Annotated in this window: 16 protein-coding genes and 1 other RNA gene; 8 read left to right on the forward strand and 9 right to left on the reverse strand. The window is 66.5% G+C overall.

Going from position 1 to position 14,662, the window contains the following annotated elements:
- Nucleotides 1-162 precede the first annotated feature (162 nt).
- The 4 genes from F793_RS0108600 to F793_RS13760 all read right to left on the reverse strand — a co-directional run bounded on the left by F793_RS0108600 (nt 163) and on the right by F793_RS13760 (nt 4,477).
- Nucleotides 163-1,932, reverse strand: a complete 1,770-nt coding sequence (locus tag F793_RS0108600) for a sodium:solute symporter family protein (RefSeq protein ID WP_018882332.1) — start codon at nt 1,930-1,932, stop codon at nt 163-165.
- 7 nt (nt 1,933-1,939) lie between these two features.
- Nucleotides 1,940-2,203 carry a DUF4212 domain-containing protein gene (locus tag F793_RS0108605; RefSeq protein WP_017940517.1) on the reverse strand — a complete coding sequence of 88 codons (264 nt, stop codon included), beginning with the start codon at nt 2,201-2,203 and terminating at the stop codon, nt 1,940-1,942.
- A 43-nt stretch (nt 2,204-2,246) separates the two neighbouring features.
- Nucleotides 2,247-4,124, reverse strand: coding sequence for a DUF294 nucleotidyltransferase-like domain-containing protein (locus F793_RS0108610; RefSeq protein WP_018882333.1), 1,878 nt, complete (start codon nt 4,122-4,124; stop codon nt 2,247-2,249).
- Between the two features lie 188 nt (nt 4,125-4,312).
- Complete coding sequence (locus tag F793_RS13760; RefSeq protein ID WP_018866545.1) at nt 4,313-4,477, reverse strand: DUF1328 domain-containing protein; 165 nt, start codon at nt 4,475-4,477, stop codon at nt 4,313-4,315.
- Between the two features lie 298 nt (nt 4,478-4,775).
- On the opposite strand from F793_RS13760, the gene F793_RS0108620 reads away from it, so the two are divergent.
- Both F793_RS0108620 and F793_RS0108625 read left to right on the forward strand, forming a co-directional pair.
- Nucleotides 4,776-5,069 carry a hypothetical protein gene (locus F793_RS0108620; protein ID WP_231366532.1) on the forward strand — a complete coding sequence of 98 codons (294 nt, stop codon included), beginning with the start codon at nt 4,776-4,778 and terminating at the stop codon, nt 5,067-5,069.
- A 243-nt stretch (nt 5,070-5,312) separates the two neighbouring features.
- Nucleotides 5,313-5,921: a porin family protein gene (locus F793_RS0108625; RefSeq protein WP_026280866.1), complete on the forward strand. Its 609-nt coding sequence runs from the start codon at nt 5,313-5,315 to the stop codon at nt 5,919-5,921.
- Nucleotides 5,922-6,023: 102 nt separating this feature from the next.
- Here the strand turns inward: F793_RS0108625 and gorA are convergent, their stop codons facing one another.
- A complete protein-coding gene (gene gorA / locus F793_RS0108630; RefSeq protein WP_018882336.1) occupies nt 6,024-7,418 on the reverse strand; it encodes a glutathione-disulfide reductase in 1,395 nt (464 codons plus the stop codon).
- A 180-nt stretch (nt 7,419-7,598) separates the two neighbouring features.
- On the reverse strand, nt 7,599-8,348 hold the full coding sequence (locus F793_RS0108635; protein ID WP_018882337.1) for a glutathione peroxidase: 750 nt from the start codon (nt 8,346-8,348) through the stop codon (nt 7,599-7,601).
- A gap of 278 nt (nt 8,349-8,626) precedes the next feature.
- Here F793_RS0108635 and ffs point away from each other — a divergent pair.
- From ffs to F793_RS0108660, 6 genes are all read left to right on the forward strand, one after another.
- An RNA gene (gene ffs, locus F793_RS13765) (signal recognition particle sRNA small type) lies at nt 8,627-8,723 on the forward strand.
- Nucleotides 8,724-8,808: 85 nt separating this feature from the next.
- The gene (gene dnaX, locus F793_RS0108640) at nt 8,809-10,638 is read left to right on the forward strand and encodes a DNA polymerase III subunit gamma/tau (RefSeq protein WP_018882338.1); all 1,830 of its coding nucleotides are present in this window, start codon (nt 8,809-8,811) and stop codon (nt 10,636-10,638) included.
- Nucleotides 10,639-10,681: 43 nt separating this feature from the next.
- On the forward strand, nt 10,682-11,008 hold the full coding sequence (locus tag F793_RS0108645; RefSeq protein WP_018866552.1) for a YbaB/EbfC family nucleoid-associated protein: 327 nt from the start codon (nt 10,682-10,684) through the stop codon (nt 11,006-11,008).
- 22 nt (nt 11,009-11,030) lie between these two features.
- Complete coding sequence (recR, locus tag F793_RS0108650; RefSeq protein ID WP_018866553.1) at nt 11,031-11,621, forward strand: recombination mediator RecR; 591 nt, start codon at nt 11,031-11,033, stop codon at nt 11,619-11,621.
- 37 nt (nt 11,622-11,658) lie between these two features.
- On the forward strand, nt 11,659-12,003 hold the full coding sequence (locus F793_RS0108655; RefSeq protein ID WP_018866554.1) for a histidine triad nucleotide-binding protein: 345 nt from the start codon (nt 11,659-11,661) through the stop codon (nt 12,001-12,003).
- A 30-nt stretch (nt 12,004-12,033) separates the two neighbouring features.
- Nucleotides 12,034-12,840: a hypothetical protein gene (locus F793_RS0108660; protein WP_369772231.1), complete on the forward strand. Its 807-nt coding sequence runs from the start codon at nt 12,034-12,036 to the stop codon at nt 12,838-12,840.
- A gap of 229 nt (nt 12,841-13,069) precedes the next feature.
- Here F793_RS0108660 and rsgA read toward each other — a convergent pair whose 3' ends face one another.
- From rsgA to F793_RS0108675, 3 genes are read right to left on the reverse strand one after another with little or no spacing between them, the layout of a single operon-like run.
- The gene (gene rsgA, locus F793_RS0108665; protein ID WP_018882339.1) at nt 13,070-13,966 is read right to left on the reverse strand and encodes a ribosome small subunit-dependent GTPase A; all 897 of its coding nucleotides are present in this window, start codon (nt 13,964-13,966) and stop codon (nt 13,070-13,072) included.
- A 21-nt stretch (nt 13,967-13,987) separates the two neighbouring features.
- The gene (locus F793_RS0108670) at nt 13,988-14,323 is read right to left on the reverse strand and encodes a 4a-hydroxytetrahydrobiopterin dehydratase (RefSeq protein WP_018882340.1); all 336 of its coding nucleotides are present in this window, start codon (nt 14,321-14,323) and stop codon (nt 13,988-13,990) included.
- A complete protein-coding gene (locus tag F793_RS0108675; RefSeq protein ID WP_018866558.1) occupies nt 14,316-14,636 on the reverse strand; it encodes a cytochrome c in 321 nt (106 codons plus the stop codon). The genes F793_RS0108670 and F793_RS0108675 overlap by 8 nt, the downstream gene beginning before the upstream one ends.
- Between the last annotated feature and the right edge of the window lie 26 nt (nt 14,637-14,662).

The raw sequence follows: 14,662 nt of genomic DNA on the forward strand, positions 1-14,662 counted from the left end.
GGGTTCGGGTCGATTGCCGCTTGTCCCGCGGGACATGTGCCAGATAAAAGGGGCCGACCCGGTGCACCCGAGCCGACCCCGTCGTTACTTCTGAAACTCCATCCAGTCATGGTGACGGGAGCCCCGCCATGCCGATGCTGCCAGGCATGACGGGGCCGACCATCAGCTTTCGGTACGCGGTACGCGCACGCTTTCGACCAGGTCCTGGATGTCCTTCGGCGGTTCCTTGGTCATCTTCATCACAATGTAGGCGGTGATGAAGTTGAAGGCCGCGCCGATGGCGCCGAAGCCGGTCGGGTTCACACCCAGCAGCCAGCCGTCCGGATTGTCCGGGAGCATGGCGGTGCCGGAGAAGAAGAACCAGCCCTTGTACGTGAAGATGTACAGCAGGGTGGTCCCGAGACCGACCAGCATGCCGGCGATCGCGCCTTCCTTGTTCATCTTCTTCATGAAGATGCCCATCATCAGGGTCGGGAACAGCGAGGCCGCGGCCAGACCGAAGGCCAGTGCCACCACCTCGGCCGCGAAGCCGGGTGGATTAAGCCCCAGATACCCCGCGAACAGGATGGCAACCGCCATGGCGATACGTCCTGCCATCAGTTCGTTCTTCTCGCTGATCCTGGGCATGAATACGCCTTTCAGCAAGTCGTGCGAGATGGCCGACGATATGGCGAGCAGGAGCCCCGCCGCGGTCGACAGTGCGGCGGCAATACCACCCGCTGCCACCAGTGCGATCACCCAGCCCGGAAGCCCGGCGATCTCGGGGTTGGCCAGCACCATGATGTCGCGGTCGAGGGTCACGATCTCGGAGCCTTCCCAGCCGTATTCCTCTTCCGCCATCGCGGCGAACTCTTCGTTGGCGTCGTTGTAGTACTGGATCACGCCATCTTCGTTCTTGTCCTCGAACGCCAGCAGACCGGTCTGCTCCCAGCGCTCCATCCAGGCCGGTTTGTCCGCGTGGGCCAGGTGGCCTTCCTCGGTGCCGATCTCGCCCGGATGCACGGTGTTGACCAGGTTCCAGATGGCCATCGCACCGACCGCCGGGGCGGTGGTGTAGAGGATGCCGATGAACACCAGCGCCCAGCCGGCGGACTTGCGGGCATCCCGCACACGCGGCACGGTGAAGAAGCGGATGATCACGTGCGGCAGACCCGCGGTACCGATCATCAGCGCCAGGGTCAGCAGGAACATGTTCATCAGGCTCATGCCGCCCACTTCGGTGTAGGCGTGGAAGCCCAGATCCACCATCGTCTGGTCCAGCGCATCCAGCAGGTAGGTATCGGAACCCTGCAGGGTGGAGCCGAGGCCCAGCTGCGGCAGCGGGTTGCCGGTCAGGGTGATGGCGATGAAGATCGCCGGCACCGTGTAGGCAAAGATCATGATCACGTACTGCGCGATCTGGGTGTAGGTGATGCCCTTCATCCCGCCGAGCACGGCGTAGATGAACACCACCGCCATCCCGGCGAACAGCCCGGTGGCCAGCGGCACCTCCAGGATGTTGGAGAAGGCGATCCCGACCCCGCGCATCTGCCCGATCACGTAGGTGACGGACATCACGATCAGGGAGATCACCGCGATGATGCGCGCGGCCTTCGAGTAGAAGCGGTCACCGATGAATTCCGGCACCGTGAATTTCCCGAACTTGCGCAGGTACGGGGCCAGCAGCAGTGCCATCAGCACGTAGCCGCCGGTCCAGCCCATCAGGTAGGCGCCCCCGGTGAAGCCGAGGAACGCGATCAGGCCGGCCATGGAGATGAACGACGCGGCGGACATCCAGTCCGCGGCCGTGGCCATGCCGTTGGCGATCGGGTTGATGCCGCGCCCGGCGACGTAGAACTCGCTGGTCGAACCGGCACGCGCCCAGATGGCGATGCCGATGTACAGGGCGAAGGTCGCCCCGACCACGAGCAGGCTTAGAGTCTGTTGATCCATGACAGGCTTACTCCTCGTGGACGTTGAACTTGCGATCCAGCACGTTCATGCGCCAGGCATAAACGAAGATCAGGATGATGAAGGTGTAGATCGACCCCTGTTGTGCGAACCAGAAGCCCAGCGGATAGCCCCCCAGCTGGATCGCGTTCAGGGGCTGGGCCACCAGGATGCCCAGCACGAACGACACCAGGAACCAGATGGCCAGGCAGATGCCCAGCAGGCGCAGGTGCGCCCGCCAGTACGCCTGCCGGCTCAGGTCTTCTTGTGACATGACGATGCTCCTCTCGTAAGGTTTTGTTGTTTGCCGTGATCCTTCACAGCTGGTACTGCACCTCAAGCTGTCCCTGCAGCTTGCGGGCCTGCCGGAAACTCTCCTTGAGCACCCGTCCCTCCAGGGCGCCCAGTTCTTCCGGCCGGATTCGGTTGTCGTCTTCGCGCCCCTCGCGCAGGGCCTTCTGCTGTGCGCGCAGGCGCAGCATCTGCAGGTAGCGCAGCGCCGCGTGGTAGTCGCGGGCATCGGTTTCGCGCATCACGTCCGCGGTGACCGCCTGGTCCAGTCGGTCGTGGGTGCGCGTCGCCGGCAGCTCGGCGGCCAGCGCGATGACGCGCGCGGCGTCGACGAAGGGCGTGAGCCCCTGCTTCTTGATGTCGATGCCCTCGGCGCCGCTCTTGATCTCGCCGAACAGGCCCAGCGGCGGCCGGAACATCTGCTGGTTGGCTGCCATCTGACGGCGGAAGCGGCTGTTGAACGCGGTCTTCTGCAGCAGCCGGGTGCGCAGGGCCTCGACCGGGCCGGCATCGCCGTCCACCGCGCGCAGGTCGAAGAAGATCGTGCTCTTGAGCAGGTGCTCCGGGGTGCCCTGCTCGATCCAGCGGGTGAAACGCTGGTCCCACTCCGGAGCGCTCAGGCAGCACTCCGGATTGCCGGCCATGATGTTGCCGGGGCACAGGGTGAAGCCGCATTCCGCCAGGGCCTGGTTCACGGCCTTCGCGTAGGGCAGCAGGCGCTCGCGGATGGCGTCCGCATCACCGGCCTCGGCATCGAACAGGATGCCGTTGTCCTGGTCGGTGACCAGGGCCTGTTCCTCGCGGGCTTGCGAGCCAAACGCCAGCCAGGTGAAGTCGATGCCCTCGATGCTCGGGTGTTCACTGCGCAGCAACGACAGCACGCGGCGGGTGGCGTGCTCGTTGAGGCGGGTGATCAAACGCAGGACCTGATCCGCCTCCGCGCCCTGGCCGACCACCGCCTCGATCAGGCGCGGCACCTGACGCAGGCGCTCGGCGATGGTCGCCACCGAGTCCGCGCGGCGGATCTCGCGGACCAGGCCATCCAGGGTCAGCGGCTGGCTGGTCAGCAGGTCGCGCTCGCCCAGCACCCCGACCAGGCGTCCGTCACGCACCACGCACAGGTGGGTCATGCCGTGCTCGGTCATCGCCTCGATGCCCTCGAACCCGGGGGCGTCTTCGGCCAGGGCAACCGGGTCCGGCGTCATCACGGCGGCGATCGGCGTATCCAGGTCCACATCCGCGAGCGCCACACGCGCCAGCAGGTCGTGCAGGGTGAAGATCCCCACCGGTTGCTGTTCCGCGTCGACCGCGACGATGGAGCCCACGCGTTCGTCGCGCATCGAGGCGAGGACTTCGCGCAGGCGCGATTCCGGGCGGCAGGTGACGGGCTCGCGCGCAATGCGCAGCGCCAGGGGCGTGTTGAGCTGACCGGCGGACCCGCCGTCGCGGGCGGACAGGGTGTCCAGGCCCTGCTGCAGGCGGTCCAGGAGATTGGCCAGGCGGCGGGTGCAGAAGTCGTTGAAGACCTTCGAGCGTGCCCGCAGGCGGTCGAAGTCCTCCAGGTTCAGTTCCAGACAGACGGTGTCCTCCGCCGCGCGGTGCACGGTGTGCACGGCGCGCCGCCCCAGCAGGGCACCAATCGGGAAGCACTCGCCGGGGATCAGCTCCCAGGCCTTGCCGGAGAGCTGTTCGTCTTCGCTGGGGGTCTCACCCCGGATGCGACCCTGGCGAATGATGTGGAAACGCTGTGCGGGGCCGGCCTCGGGGTCGGTGATGCGGGCACCCCGGGCATAGAAGCGACTCTCCAGGCGCGGAAGGAGGAACTCCAGCGCGTCCGCCTCGAGCTGGTCGAACGGGGCGTGAGCGCCGAGGAACTCCCGGGTGCTGTCGAGCGCGTCAGACATGGCGTGGGCGGTATCCCCAAGGTGATCGTGTTCACATTTCGGGGATTCTTTGCAAATTGCGCGCCAATCTTTCTGCCGGGGCGGAACAGTGACTTGCGCCCTGCTGGTTCTTCAATGTGTTACGTCGCGTAACACCGGTGTTTCTTACCGTTACACCCGCCTCCGGGGTGATGGAGACGGGCGTTTCGCTAAAGCGGGGGCCGGCGCCCGGTGATGAAGAAGACCACGGCCAGGATCAGCCCCACGACAAACAGGATCCAGGCGATCTGCGTGGCGGCTCCGGCGATGCCGCTGAGGCCGAGCGCGCCCGCCACGATCGCGACAATCAGAAACAACAGGGCCCATCCCAGCATCGGTTTTCTCCTTTCCGGTCATCTGAAAATATCAGTGTAGGGCAGAAATTTTGATTCAGTGTGGGGTTTGTATCCGGCTTGGCGCACCCGTTCTCATTTCGGTTTTTCGAATCGCGACGCGGCGCGCATGTTGAGGACGCATTTTGAAAACTGGTACGCGGTGCAATAAGAGCGAGTCCTCGAATGTGAATCCGTTCCCGTGGCGCGCGCTGCGTTTCCATGAGAATGGTTCGGTGAACGACAGGACCCGGGTTGGCCGGATGGAACCTTGAGTATTGAATTCACAGGCAGGTGCGAGATGAACAATGACGTGCGAGTAAAAAACCAGGGCGTGGACCCGGGTGCGTGGTGGGCCCGGTGTCCGGTATATGCAGTGGGTCTGGCCCTGGGCCTTGCCGGCCTGCTGGCGGGGTGTTCCGACCCCGGCCCGGCACAGGAGGCCGGCGAGACCGTGGACGAAACGGTCGAGGAGGTGGAAGAGGACCTGCGTGGCTGGGTCGAGGACCTGCGCGAGGAAGAACGCCAGCAGGACGAAGCCGATGGCGAGCAGGCGCCTTCCACGAACGAGGACCCGCTGCGCGAACTGGACTGACACCGGGTCTCCTTAACCCGGCATGGATCCTGAGGGATCCGGGGGCGCGTGTCGGTGGATCAGCGTCGTCCCGGCGCATTTTTGCGGTGTCGAGTGTGGGCGGGTTCGCGTTGTGAGTGGGGCGCTTTTGGATTTTTTGCGGTTATCCGGAGGACATCACAGGTTCGGTCTTTTTCGTTATATGACGGTTCGGGAGAATTGGCGCGCCTTCGGTGATAAACAATGTTTCAAGGAGACGCGCAAATGAAAAAATGCCTGCTTGCAACCGTTGCGGTGGCAGCCTCGGGCCTTCTGGTACCGCAGGGAGTGATGGCGGATCCATCCGACCGGAGCGAGGGGCTGTACATGGGCCTGGGAACCGGTTTCAGCTCGCTGAAGAATGATCGGGACGAGGTCGCTGATTTTATTGGTTCTGGTGCCTCCGACTACCGCCTGGATGATGACGACAACGTCTGGCGCGGGTTCGTTGGATACAACTTCAATCCCTACGTAGGGGTGGAGGGGTTCTACTCCGACCTCGGGAAGGTGAAGCTGCGCGGTGACGAGCAGGGTGCCCACACCGACATCAAGTCGAGTGCCTACGGGGCGAGCGTGCTCGGCAAGCTGCCGATTGGCCAGCACTTCGAGTTCTTTGCCAAGGCGGGTCTCGCCAAGTGGGATGCGGATGTGCGCGGGAACCTGGGGGATGAGAGCCTCACGCTGCGTAACAACGATGGCGTGGACCCGGTCTACGGAGTGGGTGCGCAGGTGAATCTTGACCGCTTCCTGATTCGCGCCGAGTTTGAGCGCTACGACTTCGACAGCGACTACAAGATCGACGCCTTCACCGCGTCGTTGGGCTGGCGATTCTGACAACCGACCGCGCGGGCTTCGGCAGACCGCACGCGCAAGAAAAGACGCCGCCCCGGGATGTGTTCCGGGGCGGCGTTTTGCGTGAGGGAGGGCGGGGCGGGGTCAGGCGGCCTGGGCCAGGCCTTCCTGGCGCCCGGGGCGGCCTTCCTTCAGGGTGACCAGCTCCTCGGCACTGGTGGGGTGCAGCGGGATGGTCAGGTCCAGGTCGCGCTTGGTCGCGCCCATGCGCACCGCCACGGCGAAGCCCTGAAGCATCTCGTCGACATTCGCGCCGATCATGTGGATGCCGACGACCTTTTCATCCTCCCCGGCGCAGACCAGCTTCATGGCCACCGGAGGCACCTCGTCCTCGGCGAACGCGCGGTTCAGGCCGCCGAACTGGGTCTCGTAGACGCGTACCGAGTCGCCGTGCTTCTCCACCGCCTGCGGCTCGGTCAGGCCCACCATGCCCGCGGTCGGGTGGGTGAAGGTGACCGTGGGGATCTGGTCGTAGTCCACCGGTACCGGCTTTGTCTCGGGGGCGTACCAGTGGGCGGCCAGGCGCCGGCCGGCGGCGATCGCCACCGGGGTCAGCGGCCCTTTGCCGATGATGTCGCCCAGGGCGTAGATGCCGTCGACATTGGTGGCCTGCCATTCGTCCACCGGGATGATGCCGCCGCGGGCGATCTCGACTCCGGCCTCTTCCAGACCCATGTCGCTGGTGGCCGGCTTGCGGCCGACAGCCCACAGGACCTTCTCATAGGGGCCCAGCTCCTGGCCGCCCTCGAGCTGGACGGTCACGGCGCCGGGCTTGCCGCCCAGGCCGGCGACCTTCACGCCCAGGTGGCGGTCGATGCCCTGGTGCTCCATGTGCTGGTCCAGCGCCTGCGAGACCATCGGGTCGAACATCTCCAGCACGCGGTCCTCCATCGCGACCACGTCGGTCTTCACGCCCATGGAGCGCAGCATCCCGGCCATCTCCAGGCCGATGTAGCCGGCGCCGATCACGGCGATGGATTCCGGCAGCTCGGTCCATTCGAAGAAGTCGTCGGAGGTCGCGCCCAGCTCGGCACCCTCCAGCGGCGGCACGATCGGGGCGCCGCCCATCGCCAGTACGATGCGCTCGGCGGTGTATTCGGTGCCGCTGTCGCTGACCACCTGGTTTTTGCCGGTCAGGCGGGCGCGTTCCGGAATGTGGGTCACGCCTAGCTTTTCCAGATGTCCGGACCAGAACTGGTTCAGGTCCTTCAGCATGGCCTGGCGCTTGTTGGCCAGGTCGGCGTAGCGGATGCCCTTGATCTCGACGTCCACGCCGAACTCGCCGGCTTCGCGGGCGTGCGACATATGCTCCGCGGCGTACCAGGTGAGCTTCTTGGGCACACAGCCCTCGTTCACGCAGGTGCCGCCCAGCGGCTTGGGATCGAACACGGCGACGCGCGCGCCGTGCGGGGCGGCGCGTTCCGCCACGGCCAGACCGCCGCTGCCGCCGCCAATCACGATGATGTCGTAGTGTTCCATGTCGATTCCTCGAAGGGTTCGGTGAAAGTGTTACATAACGACCGCGCTACGCGCGGGCGCCAGGATCTGCCATCCGTGTCCGGACGTCCGCCCGTGCGGGCATCCGGACACGGATGGCCACCCATGTTCCGGGTGACCACCCGGGGCGGGACAGCACCCGCCCCGAGGGGCAGAGACGACTTACGCCGCCTTCTGCTCGCGGGAGATCCATTCCTGCAGATCTTCCGAGCCGCCGATGCGGTGGCCGCCCACGAACACCTGCGGGACGGTCATCGCGCCGGTGGCGGCGCGCAGGCTGCGCAGGCTGGCGTCGCGGCCCAGGATGATCTCTTCGTAATCCAGGCCGGCGCTCTCCAGCATCTCCTTGGCGCTGGCGCAGTACGGGCAGCCCGGTTTGGTGAAGACGACCACGTCTTCGGGGCAGGCCGCATCCGGGGCGACGTGGGCGAGCATGGTGTCGGCGTCGGAGACCACGAAGGGGTCGCCCGGCTCGTCCGGCTCGATGAACTGCTTCTCGATCACGCCATCGCGCACCAGCATGGAGTAGCGCCAGGAGCGCCAGCCGAAGCCGAGGTCGCTCTTGTCGACCAGCATGCCCATCTGCTCGGTGAACTCGCCGTTGCCGTCGGCGATGAAGGTCACGCGGTCGGCCTGCTGGTCGGCCTGCCAGGCCTCCATCACGAAGCCATCGTTGACCGAGATGCAGACGATCTCGTCGATGCCGTGTTTCTTGAACACCGGCGCCAGCTCGTTGTAACGCGGCACGTGGGCGGAGGAGCAGGTCGGGGTGAACGCGCCCGGCAGGGCGAAGACGATCACGTTGCGACCCTTGAACAGGTCTTCCGAGCGCACGTCGTTCCAGTCGTTGTCCTTGCGGCAGCGGAAGGTGACTTCCGGTACGCGCTGACCTTCGCGATTTTCGAGTTCCATGAGTTGTACTCCTTCAGTTGAGTGTTGATTGCCAGAGAAAAGATTTTGTTTTCGGCCGGGCCGATGCCCGACTACGGGACTCAAGATAAGGCCTGGCTAATGATTGATCCAGTGTTTCTTTTCTATTTGATCGTTAGCTTCTGACTATCGTTCTGCCGGTCGCGGTGGTTGCAGCGATTCCATTGCCTGGTCCTAAGGTTGACGCGTTCGCCGGAAATGCGGAAGCTTGCCGCCCCGATTCGGAAACGCCGAATCGCGGACCGCGTTATGGTGGTCCGTATCAGTCCCCTCGCGACGACAGGCTGTGAACCCCGCCAGGCCCGGAAGGGAGCAACGGTAGCAGCTGCGTCGGGCGCCGGGGTGTGGCGGGTGCGGGCCACCACCCTATTTCCCTGCGGCCCGGACCCCTGCGGTGATGCCCGCACCCGGGCGTGCACATGACTCGATCGACGGGGGAGGCATGAGTCACCAGGTTCTGGCCCGCAAGTGGCGTCCCTCGCGCTTCGAGGACCTGGTCGGGCAGCCGCATGTGGTGCGCGCCCTGGCCAATGCCCTCAGCGGCGATCGGCTGCATCATGCCTACCTGTTTGCCGGGACCCGCGGGGTGGGCAAGACCACCATCGCCCGCATCCTCGCGCGCTGCCTGAATTGCGAGACCGGCGTGACCGCCACGCCCTGCGGCGAGTGCCGCTCCTGCGTCGAGATTGCCGAGGGTCGCCATCTCGACCTGATCGAGGTGGATGCCGCCTCGCGCACCCGGGTGGACGACACCCGCGAGCTGCTGGACAACGTCTCCTATGCGCCGACCACCGGGCGTTTCAAGGTGTACCTGATCGACGAGGTCCACATGCTCTCCGAGAAGAGCTTCAACGCCCTGTTGAAGACGCTGGAAGAGCCGCCGGACCATGTGAAGTTCCTGCTGGCGACGACCGATCCGCAGAAGCTTCCGGTCACCGTGCTGTCGCGCTGCCTGCAGTTCAACCTGAAGCCGATGCCGCCGGCGATGATCGCCGAGCACCTGACGCGCATCCTCGCCGCCGAGGGGGTGGAGGCGGAGCCGGGCGCGCTGCTGCGCCTGGGCGAGGCGGCCGAGGGCTCGATGCGCGATGCGCTGAGCCTGACCGACCAGGCGATTGCCTATGGCGGTGAACGCCTGAGCGAATCCGATGCCTGCGACATGCTCGGGCTGCTCCCGCGCACCCGCCTGGCCGGCTTGCTGGATGCCGTGTTTGCCGGGGACGGCCCCGGCCTGCTGGCGGGACTGGCGGAGCTGGATGCCCTGGGCCCCGACTGGTCGCGGCTGCTGGATGAACTGGCCGCGCTGGTGCATCAGGTCGCCGTCCAGCAGGTGGCCGGCACGGCTCCCGGGGCGGGCGAAGAGGCGCTCGTCTGGGCCCGGGAGGCCGCCGACCGGGTCGACCCGGAGACGATCCAGCTGGCCTATCAGATCCTGGTGCACGGCGTACGCGATCTGCCCTACGCCCCGGACGCGCGCATGGGTGTGGAGATGACTCTGTTGCGGCTGCTGGCCTTCCGGCCGGAGCCTGTTCCCGGGCCTGCGGGCGAGTTCGGTGACACCCCGCCGCGTCGGCCGGCCGGTCCCGACGGGACCGCGCCGGCGCCGTCCACGCGCACCGCATCCCGGGCATCGGCGGCTTCCGCCAGTCCCCCGGCAACTGCCGCCGGCCCGACCGGGGGTGCCGGCGCCGCCAGCGCGCCGCCGTCACGCCCCCGTGAACAGGTGAACGAGCCGGCGCCGCCGGTACCGCAAGCCGAGGCACCGGCCGGTGGCACCGCGCCGCGTCAGGCGCGCGAGGCGTCGCCTTCCACGGCCGGCCCTTCCGCGCCGGAGGCGGCTGCGCGGCCCGTCGCGGCGGATGGTGCTTTCGACTGGTACCGCTTCGCCGAGGGGCTGCCCATGGGCACGGTGCGCGAACTCGCCCGGCACGCCGAGCTGCGCGAGCATGACGCGGAACGCGTGGTGATCGCGGTGGCCCCGGGCACACTGTGTACCGATCGTGCCAAGGGCCGGCTGAAGGATGCGCTGGAGAACGCCCTGGGCCACAGCCTGCGCCTGGAGATCGTCAACCAGTCCGAGCCTTCCGGGGAGACCCCCGCGGCCCGGCTTGCGGCGGCCTCGGCGGAGCGTCAGGCTAGCGCCGAGACGGCCATGCGCGAGGACCCGGTGGTCCAGGCGCTGGGCGAGGAATTTGGCGCCGAACTGGGGGCCGTGCGGATTCGCGAACCCGGCGAGACCCCCTCGACCGGCGGTGCCACGCCAGACAAGTAACTGAACCAGAAACCGCCGCGTTGCGGGGCAGGAGATCGAACCGATGATGAAAGGTGGCATGGGCGGCCTGATGAAGCAGGCCCAGAAGATGCAGGAAGATATGCAGAAGGTGCAGGCCGAGCTGGCCGAGATGGAGATCGAGGGCCAGGCCGGTGGCGGGCTGGTCAGCGTGGTCCTGACCGGCAAGTACGCGGCGCGCCGGGTCAAGATCGACCCCAGCCTGTTCGAGGATGACCGCGACATGATCGAGGATCTGGTGGCCGCGGCCATCAACGACGCGGTGCAGAAGGTCGAGTCGACCACGCAGGAGCGCATGGGCAGCCTGACCGAGGGCATGGGCCTGCCGGCGGGCATGAAGCTGCCGTTCTGACCGGCCGGGTCGGACGCGTCTGATGGATGCGGAACTGGACGAGCTGGTCCAGGCGCTGCGCTGTCTCCCCGGGGTCGGGGCGAAATCGGCACGGCGCATGGCCCTGCACCTGCTGGAGCGCGACCGCGAGGGCGCGCGGCGCCTGTCGCGGGCGGTCGACGACGCGGTCCAGCGTATCGGGCACTGTTCCGTCTGCCGCACGCTCACCGCGGCCGAAACCTGCAGCCGGTGTGCCGATCCGGAACGCGATTCGCGGGTGATCTGCGTGGTGGAAAGCCCCGGGGACGTGCTGGCGATCGAGTCGGCGACCGATTTCGGCGGGCGCTTTCATGTGCTCCTCGGGCGACTGTCCCCGCTGGACGGCATCGGCCCGGAAGAGCTGGGGCTGAACCGGCTGGAGGCGCGCCTGCAGGCCGAGGGCGTGGAAGAACTGATCCTGGCGACAAACACGTCGGTGGAGGGCGAGGTGACCGCCCATTACCTCGCGGAGATGGCGGCGCGCCACGGGGTGCGCACCACCCGGATTGCCCAGGGTATTCCCAGTGGTGGCGAACTGGAGTACATCGATGCCGGGACCCTGGCGCATGCGTTGTCGGGTCGGCGTGAATATTGATACGTGGTAATATTTTGACCGATACGGGAGTGGCGGCATGACCGATTGTGTGTTCTGCAGGATCGTGGCGGGGGAGATCCCGGCGAAGGTGGTCTTCGAGGACGACGCGGTGCTGGCCTTCGAAGACCTGAATCCGCAGGCCCCCGAACATGTGCTGGTGATCCCGAAAAAGCACATCGCCACGCTCAATGATCTGGACGCGGCCGACGCCCCGATCATCGGGCAGATGACCCGGGTGGCCGCGCAGATTGCACGCGATCGCGGATTTGCGGAAAACGGTTATCGAACCGTGATGAATTGCAACGAACACGGGGGCCAGACGGTCTACCATATACACATGCATGTCCTGGCCGGGCGTGCGCTGAGCTGGCCCCCGGGCTAGGCAAGAAGAACAACAATACGGATCACTGGTGTGACGCGACACGGACTGAACGGTGCAGCCCCGACGAACCCGCCTCAGGTGCAAGGCCTGGGGCGGGTTCGTCTGCGTGGGCCCCGTTCTTCGCTGGTCGCTGGAGTGCTGCTGGTCGGCGGGTTCGCGGTCGCAGCGGCGCCGGCCAGCGCGGACGACCGCTATTCGCTGCTCGCGTCGCCTCAGACGCAGGGGTTCGCGGGTCCGGATGCGGCGATCACCACGCTGCGCGGCGAACCGGAAACCGGTCGCGACAGCGATTCGCGCTACCGGCTGTCGGTCCGCAGTACCGGGGATGCCTCGATCCTCGACGATACCGACAATGCCTTCGCCAGCACGCGCCAGTTCGAGGCGGTGGGCGGTTACCACCAGGAGCTGGGCGGTGGCTTTGGCTACGGCCTGAACCTGGGGCTGGGCATGGAGACCCGGCCGGACTGGAACGACCTGGGCCCTGCCAGCGAGTCCACTGCGTATTTCACCGACTTCAGCTTCGGTCCGACCTTTGCCTCCGGTCGCTTCGACAGCCAGTTCCGGGTGGGGGTGCGCCAGCCCCTGTCCAGCGAGGCCCGTGACCTGGGTTTTGGCTATGGCACGCGCTATCGCGAGACGGGCCGTACTGCCGGCTACCTGAGCCTGGACGGCCGCCTGCGCCTGCAGAACCAGTCCGAGCTCTCCCTGAGCCTGTACTACGACGACTATTCGCTGAACTCGGCGGACAACTGGCTGGCCGATCGCCTCGAGTTCGAGGGTGCAAGCCGCGAGCCGACCTCCTCCGTCATCGGCGTCGAGATGGGCCTGACCTTCTGATCCCGGCCCCCGCCCTACTCCCCCCACCGCTAGTTCAAAAAACACGTCAAGAGCGTTAACAGGAAGTTGGGAAGGCTGGAAGAAATGCCCGTTTTAATGCGCTGAGCGGCGCCGGGGTCGTTCGCAGGGCTTACTCGAACAAGCGGTTTTTAATCCCTGTCCCTTCCAGTCTTCCCTTCTTCCTGTAAACCGATTTTTTGGTTTTCTTGTGCGCTACGTGGTGGAACCGTTACCCGCGGGCGCGGGTCTGGGCGGGGATTTCGGCGGCGAGTTCGTGCCAGGCCTGCAGGCGCGCCGCGGGGAGTTCGCCGGCGTCGATGGCGGCGCGAACCGCACAGCCCGGTTCGGTCTGGTGGCGACAGTCGCGAAAGCGGCAGGCCACCGCCCGTTCCGCGATGTCCGGGAAGCCGCGCTCCAGGGTATCCAGTGACGGGATCTCGGGCGTGAAGTCGCGCACGCCGGGCGAGTCGATCCAGGCACCCCCGTTGGCGAGCGGGTACCACTGCGCGGTGACCGTGGTATGGCGGCCCTCGCCGGAGGCGGCGAGATCGCCGGTGGCCGGCGCCATGGCGTCGGCGATCCCGTATTGATCGAGCAGGGCGGCCACCAGCGAGGACTTTCCGACGCCGGACTGACCAACCAGGATATTGGTGTGCCCGGCCGCGGCCGCCGCCAGTTCGTCCAGTCCATACCCCGTCCTGGCGGAGACGTACAGCGGATCGAGATCCAGTTCGCGATAGGCGGCCAGCCACTCGGGGGGCTCGGCGGGGCCGGTGTCCTGCTTGTTCACCAGCAGGCGCGGGCGCGCGGGGAGGTTCAGGATCGCGACCAGAAAGCGGTCGATCAAGTTACGCGACGGGGCGGGTTCCGGCGCGATCACGATCCATACGCAGTCGATGTTGGCGGCAATCACCTTGCGTCGCCCGAACCCGTCCCGCCGGACCAGGACGTTGTCGCGATCGAGCTGGCGCGCAACCTGTTCTCCCGCGGCGTCCAGCTCCACGCGGTCGCCACAGGCGAGGTCGCGGAAGCGCCGGTGCAGCCGCAGGCGTCGCGGCGGCTCGTGGTCCACCGCGATGTCGGCCATCTGGTTGTGGCGGGCGAAGACCCGGGCGACCCGGCTCAAGCCGGGACTCCCGGGCGGGGGTTACTCGAACAGGGCATCGATACGCGCGGCACAGATGAAGTCGTTCTCGCTCAGGCCGCCGATGGCATGGGTCGAGAATTCCACCGCGCAGCGGTTGAAGCCGACGGCCATGTCGGGATGGTGATCCTCGACATGGGCAATCCAGGCCACGGCGTTCACGAAGGCCATGGTCTCGTGGAAGTCCTTGAACTTGAAACTGCGCTGGATGCTCTTGCCGGCCTCGTCGATGCCCCAGCCGTCATGCAGTTGCTTAAGGGCGCGCTCCGCGTCCTCCCGCGGCATCGGGTCGGTGAAGCCCTCGCAGGACTGGCAGTGCTTGCTCTTGAGGTCACTCATCGAACTGGTAGTACTCCGCGTTGAGATAGGCGACCACGGCGTTGACTTCGTCGTCGAACCAGTTGGTGCCAAGGTTGACGTTGCAGTTGTTGACCTGGGCGACCAGTTCGTCGTGCGAGCCGACCATGCGGTTGTCGCGGGTGTACAGCCCGGAGCCGTCGCCCCCGACCATGTCGGCATGGCAACTGATGCAGTTGTCGCTGTGCAGGTCCTGTCCCACGCGGATGTCGTCGGCCAGGGCCGTGCTCGCGCCGCCCAGGCTCAGCGCGAGCACGGTCGCGGCGGTGGCAATGCTGGTATGGGTATGTCGCATGCTTCCCTCCTTGTGGCGGGGGTTTG

Source organism: Thioalkalivibrio sp. ALE22, assembly GCF_000381445.1.
In the GTDB taxonomy this organism is placed as follows: Bacteria; Pseudomonadota; Gammaproteobacteria; order Ectothiorhodospirales; family Ectothiorhodospiraceae; genus Thioalkalivibrio.

Excerpts from the sequence above, each read along its gene's own strand:
- gorA (WP_018882336.1), bottom strand. The coding sequence starts at position 7,418 with ATGGAACACTACGACATCATCGTGATTGGCGGCGGCAGCGGCGGTCTG.
- F793_RS0108675 (WP_018866558.1), bottom strand. The coding sequence starts at position 14,636 with ATGCGACATACCCATACCAGCATTGCCACCGCCGCGACCGTGCTCGCG.
- F793_RS0108670 (WP_018882340.1), bottom strand. The coding sequence starts at position 14,323 with ATGAGTGACCTCAAGAGCAAGCACTGCCAGTCCTGCGAGGGCTTCACC.
- F793_RS0108610 (WP_018882333.1), bottom strand. The coding sequence starts at position 4,124 with ATGTCTGACGCGCTCGACAGCACCCGGGAGTTCCTCGGCGCTCACGCC.
- F793_RS0108635 (WP_018882337.1), bottom strand. The coding sequence starts at position 8,348 with ATGGAACTCGAAAATCGCGAAGGTCAGCGCGTACCGGAAGTCACCTTC.
- recR (WP_018866553.1), top strand. The coding sequence starts at position 11,031 with ATGGATGCGGAACTGGACGAGCTGGTCCAGGCGCTGCGCTGTCTCCCC.
- F793_RS0108620 (WP_231366532.1), top strand. The coding sequence starts at position 4,776 with ATGAACAATGACGTGCGAGTAAAAAACCAGGGCGTGGACCCGGGTGCG.
- F793_RS0108605 (WP_017940517.1), bottom strand. The coding sequence starts at position 2,203 with ATGTCACAAGAAGACCTGAGCCGGCAGGCGTACTGGCGGGCGCACCTG.
- F793_RS0108655 (WP_018866554.1), top strand. The coding sequence starts at position 11,659 with ATGACCGATTGTGTGTTCTGCAGGATCGTGGCGGGGGAGATCCCGGCG.
- dnaX (WP_018882338.1), top strand. The coding sequence starts at position 8,809 with ATGAGTCACCAGGTTCTGGCCCGCAAGTGGCGTCCCTCGCGCTTCGAG.
- F793_RS0108625 (WP_026280866.1), top strand. The coding sequence starts at position 5,313 with ATGAAAAAATGCCTGCTTGCAACCGTTGCGGTGGCAGCCTCGGGCCTT.
- F793_RS13760 (WP_018866545.1), bottom strand. The coding sequence starts at position 4,477 with ATGCTGGGATGGGCCCTGTTGTTTCTGATTGTCGCGATCGTGGCGGGC.
- F793_RS0108600 (WP_018882332.1), bottom strand. The coding sequence starts at position 1,932 with ATGGATCAACAGACTCTAAGCCTGCTCGTGGTCGGGGCGACCTTCGCC.
- F793_RS0108645 (WP_018866552.1), top strand. The coding sequence starts at position 10,682 with ATGATGAAAGGTGGCATGGGCGGCCTGATGAAGCAGGCCCAGAAGATG.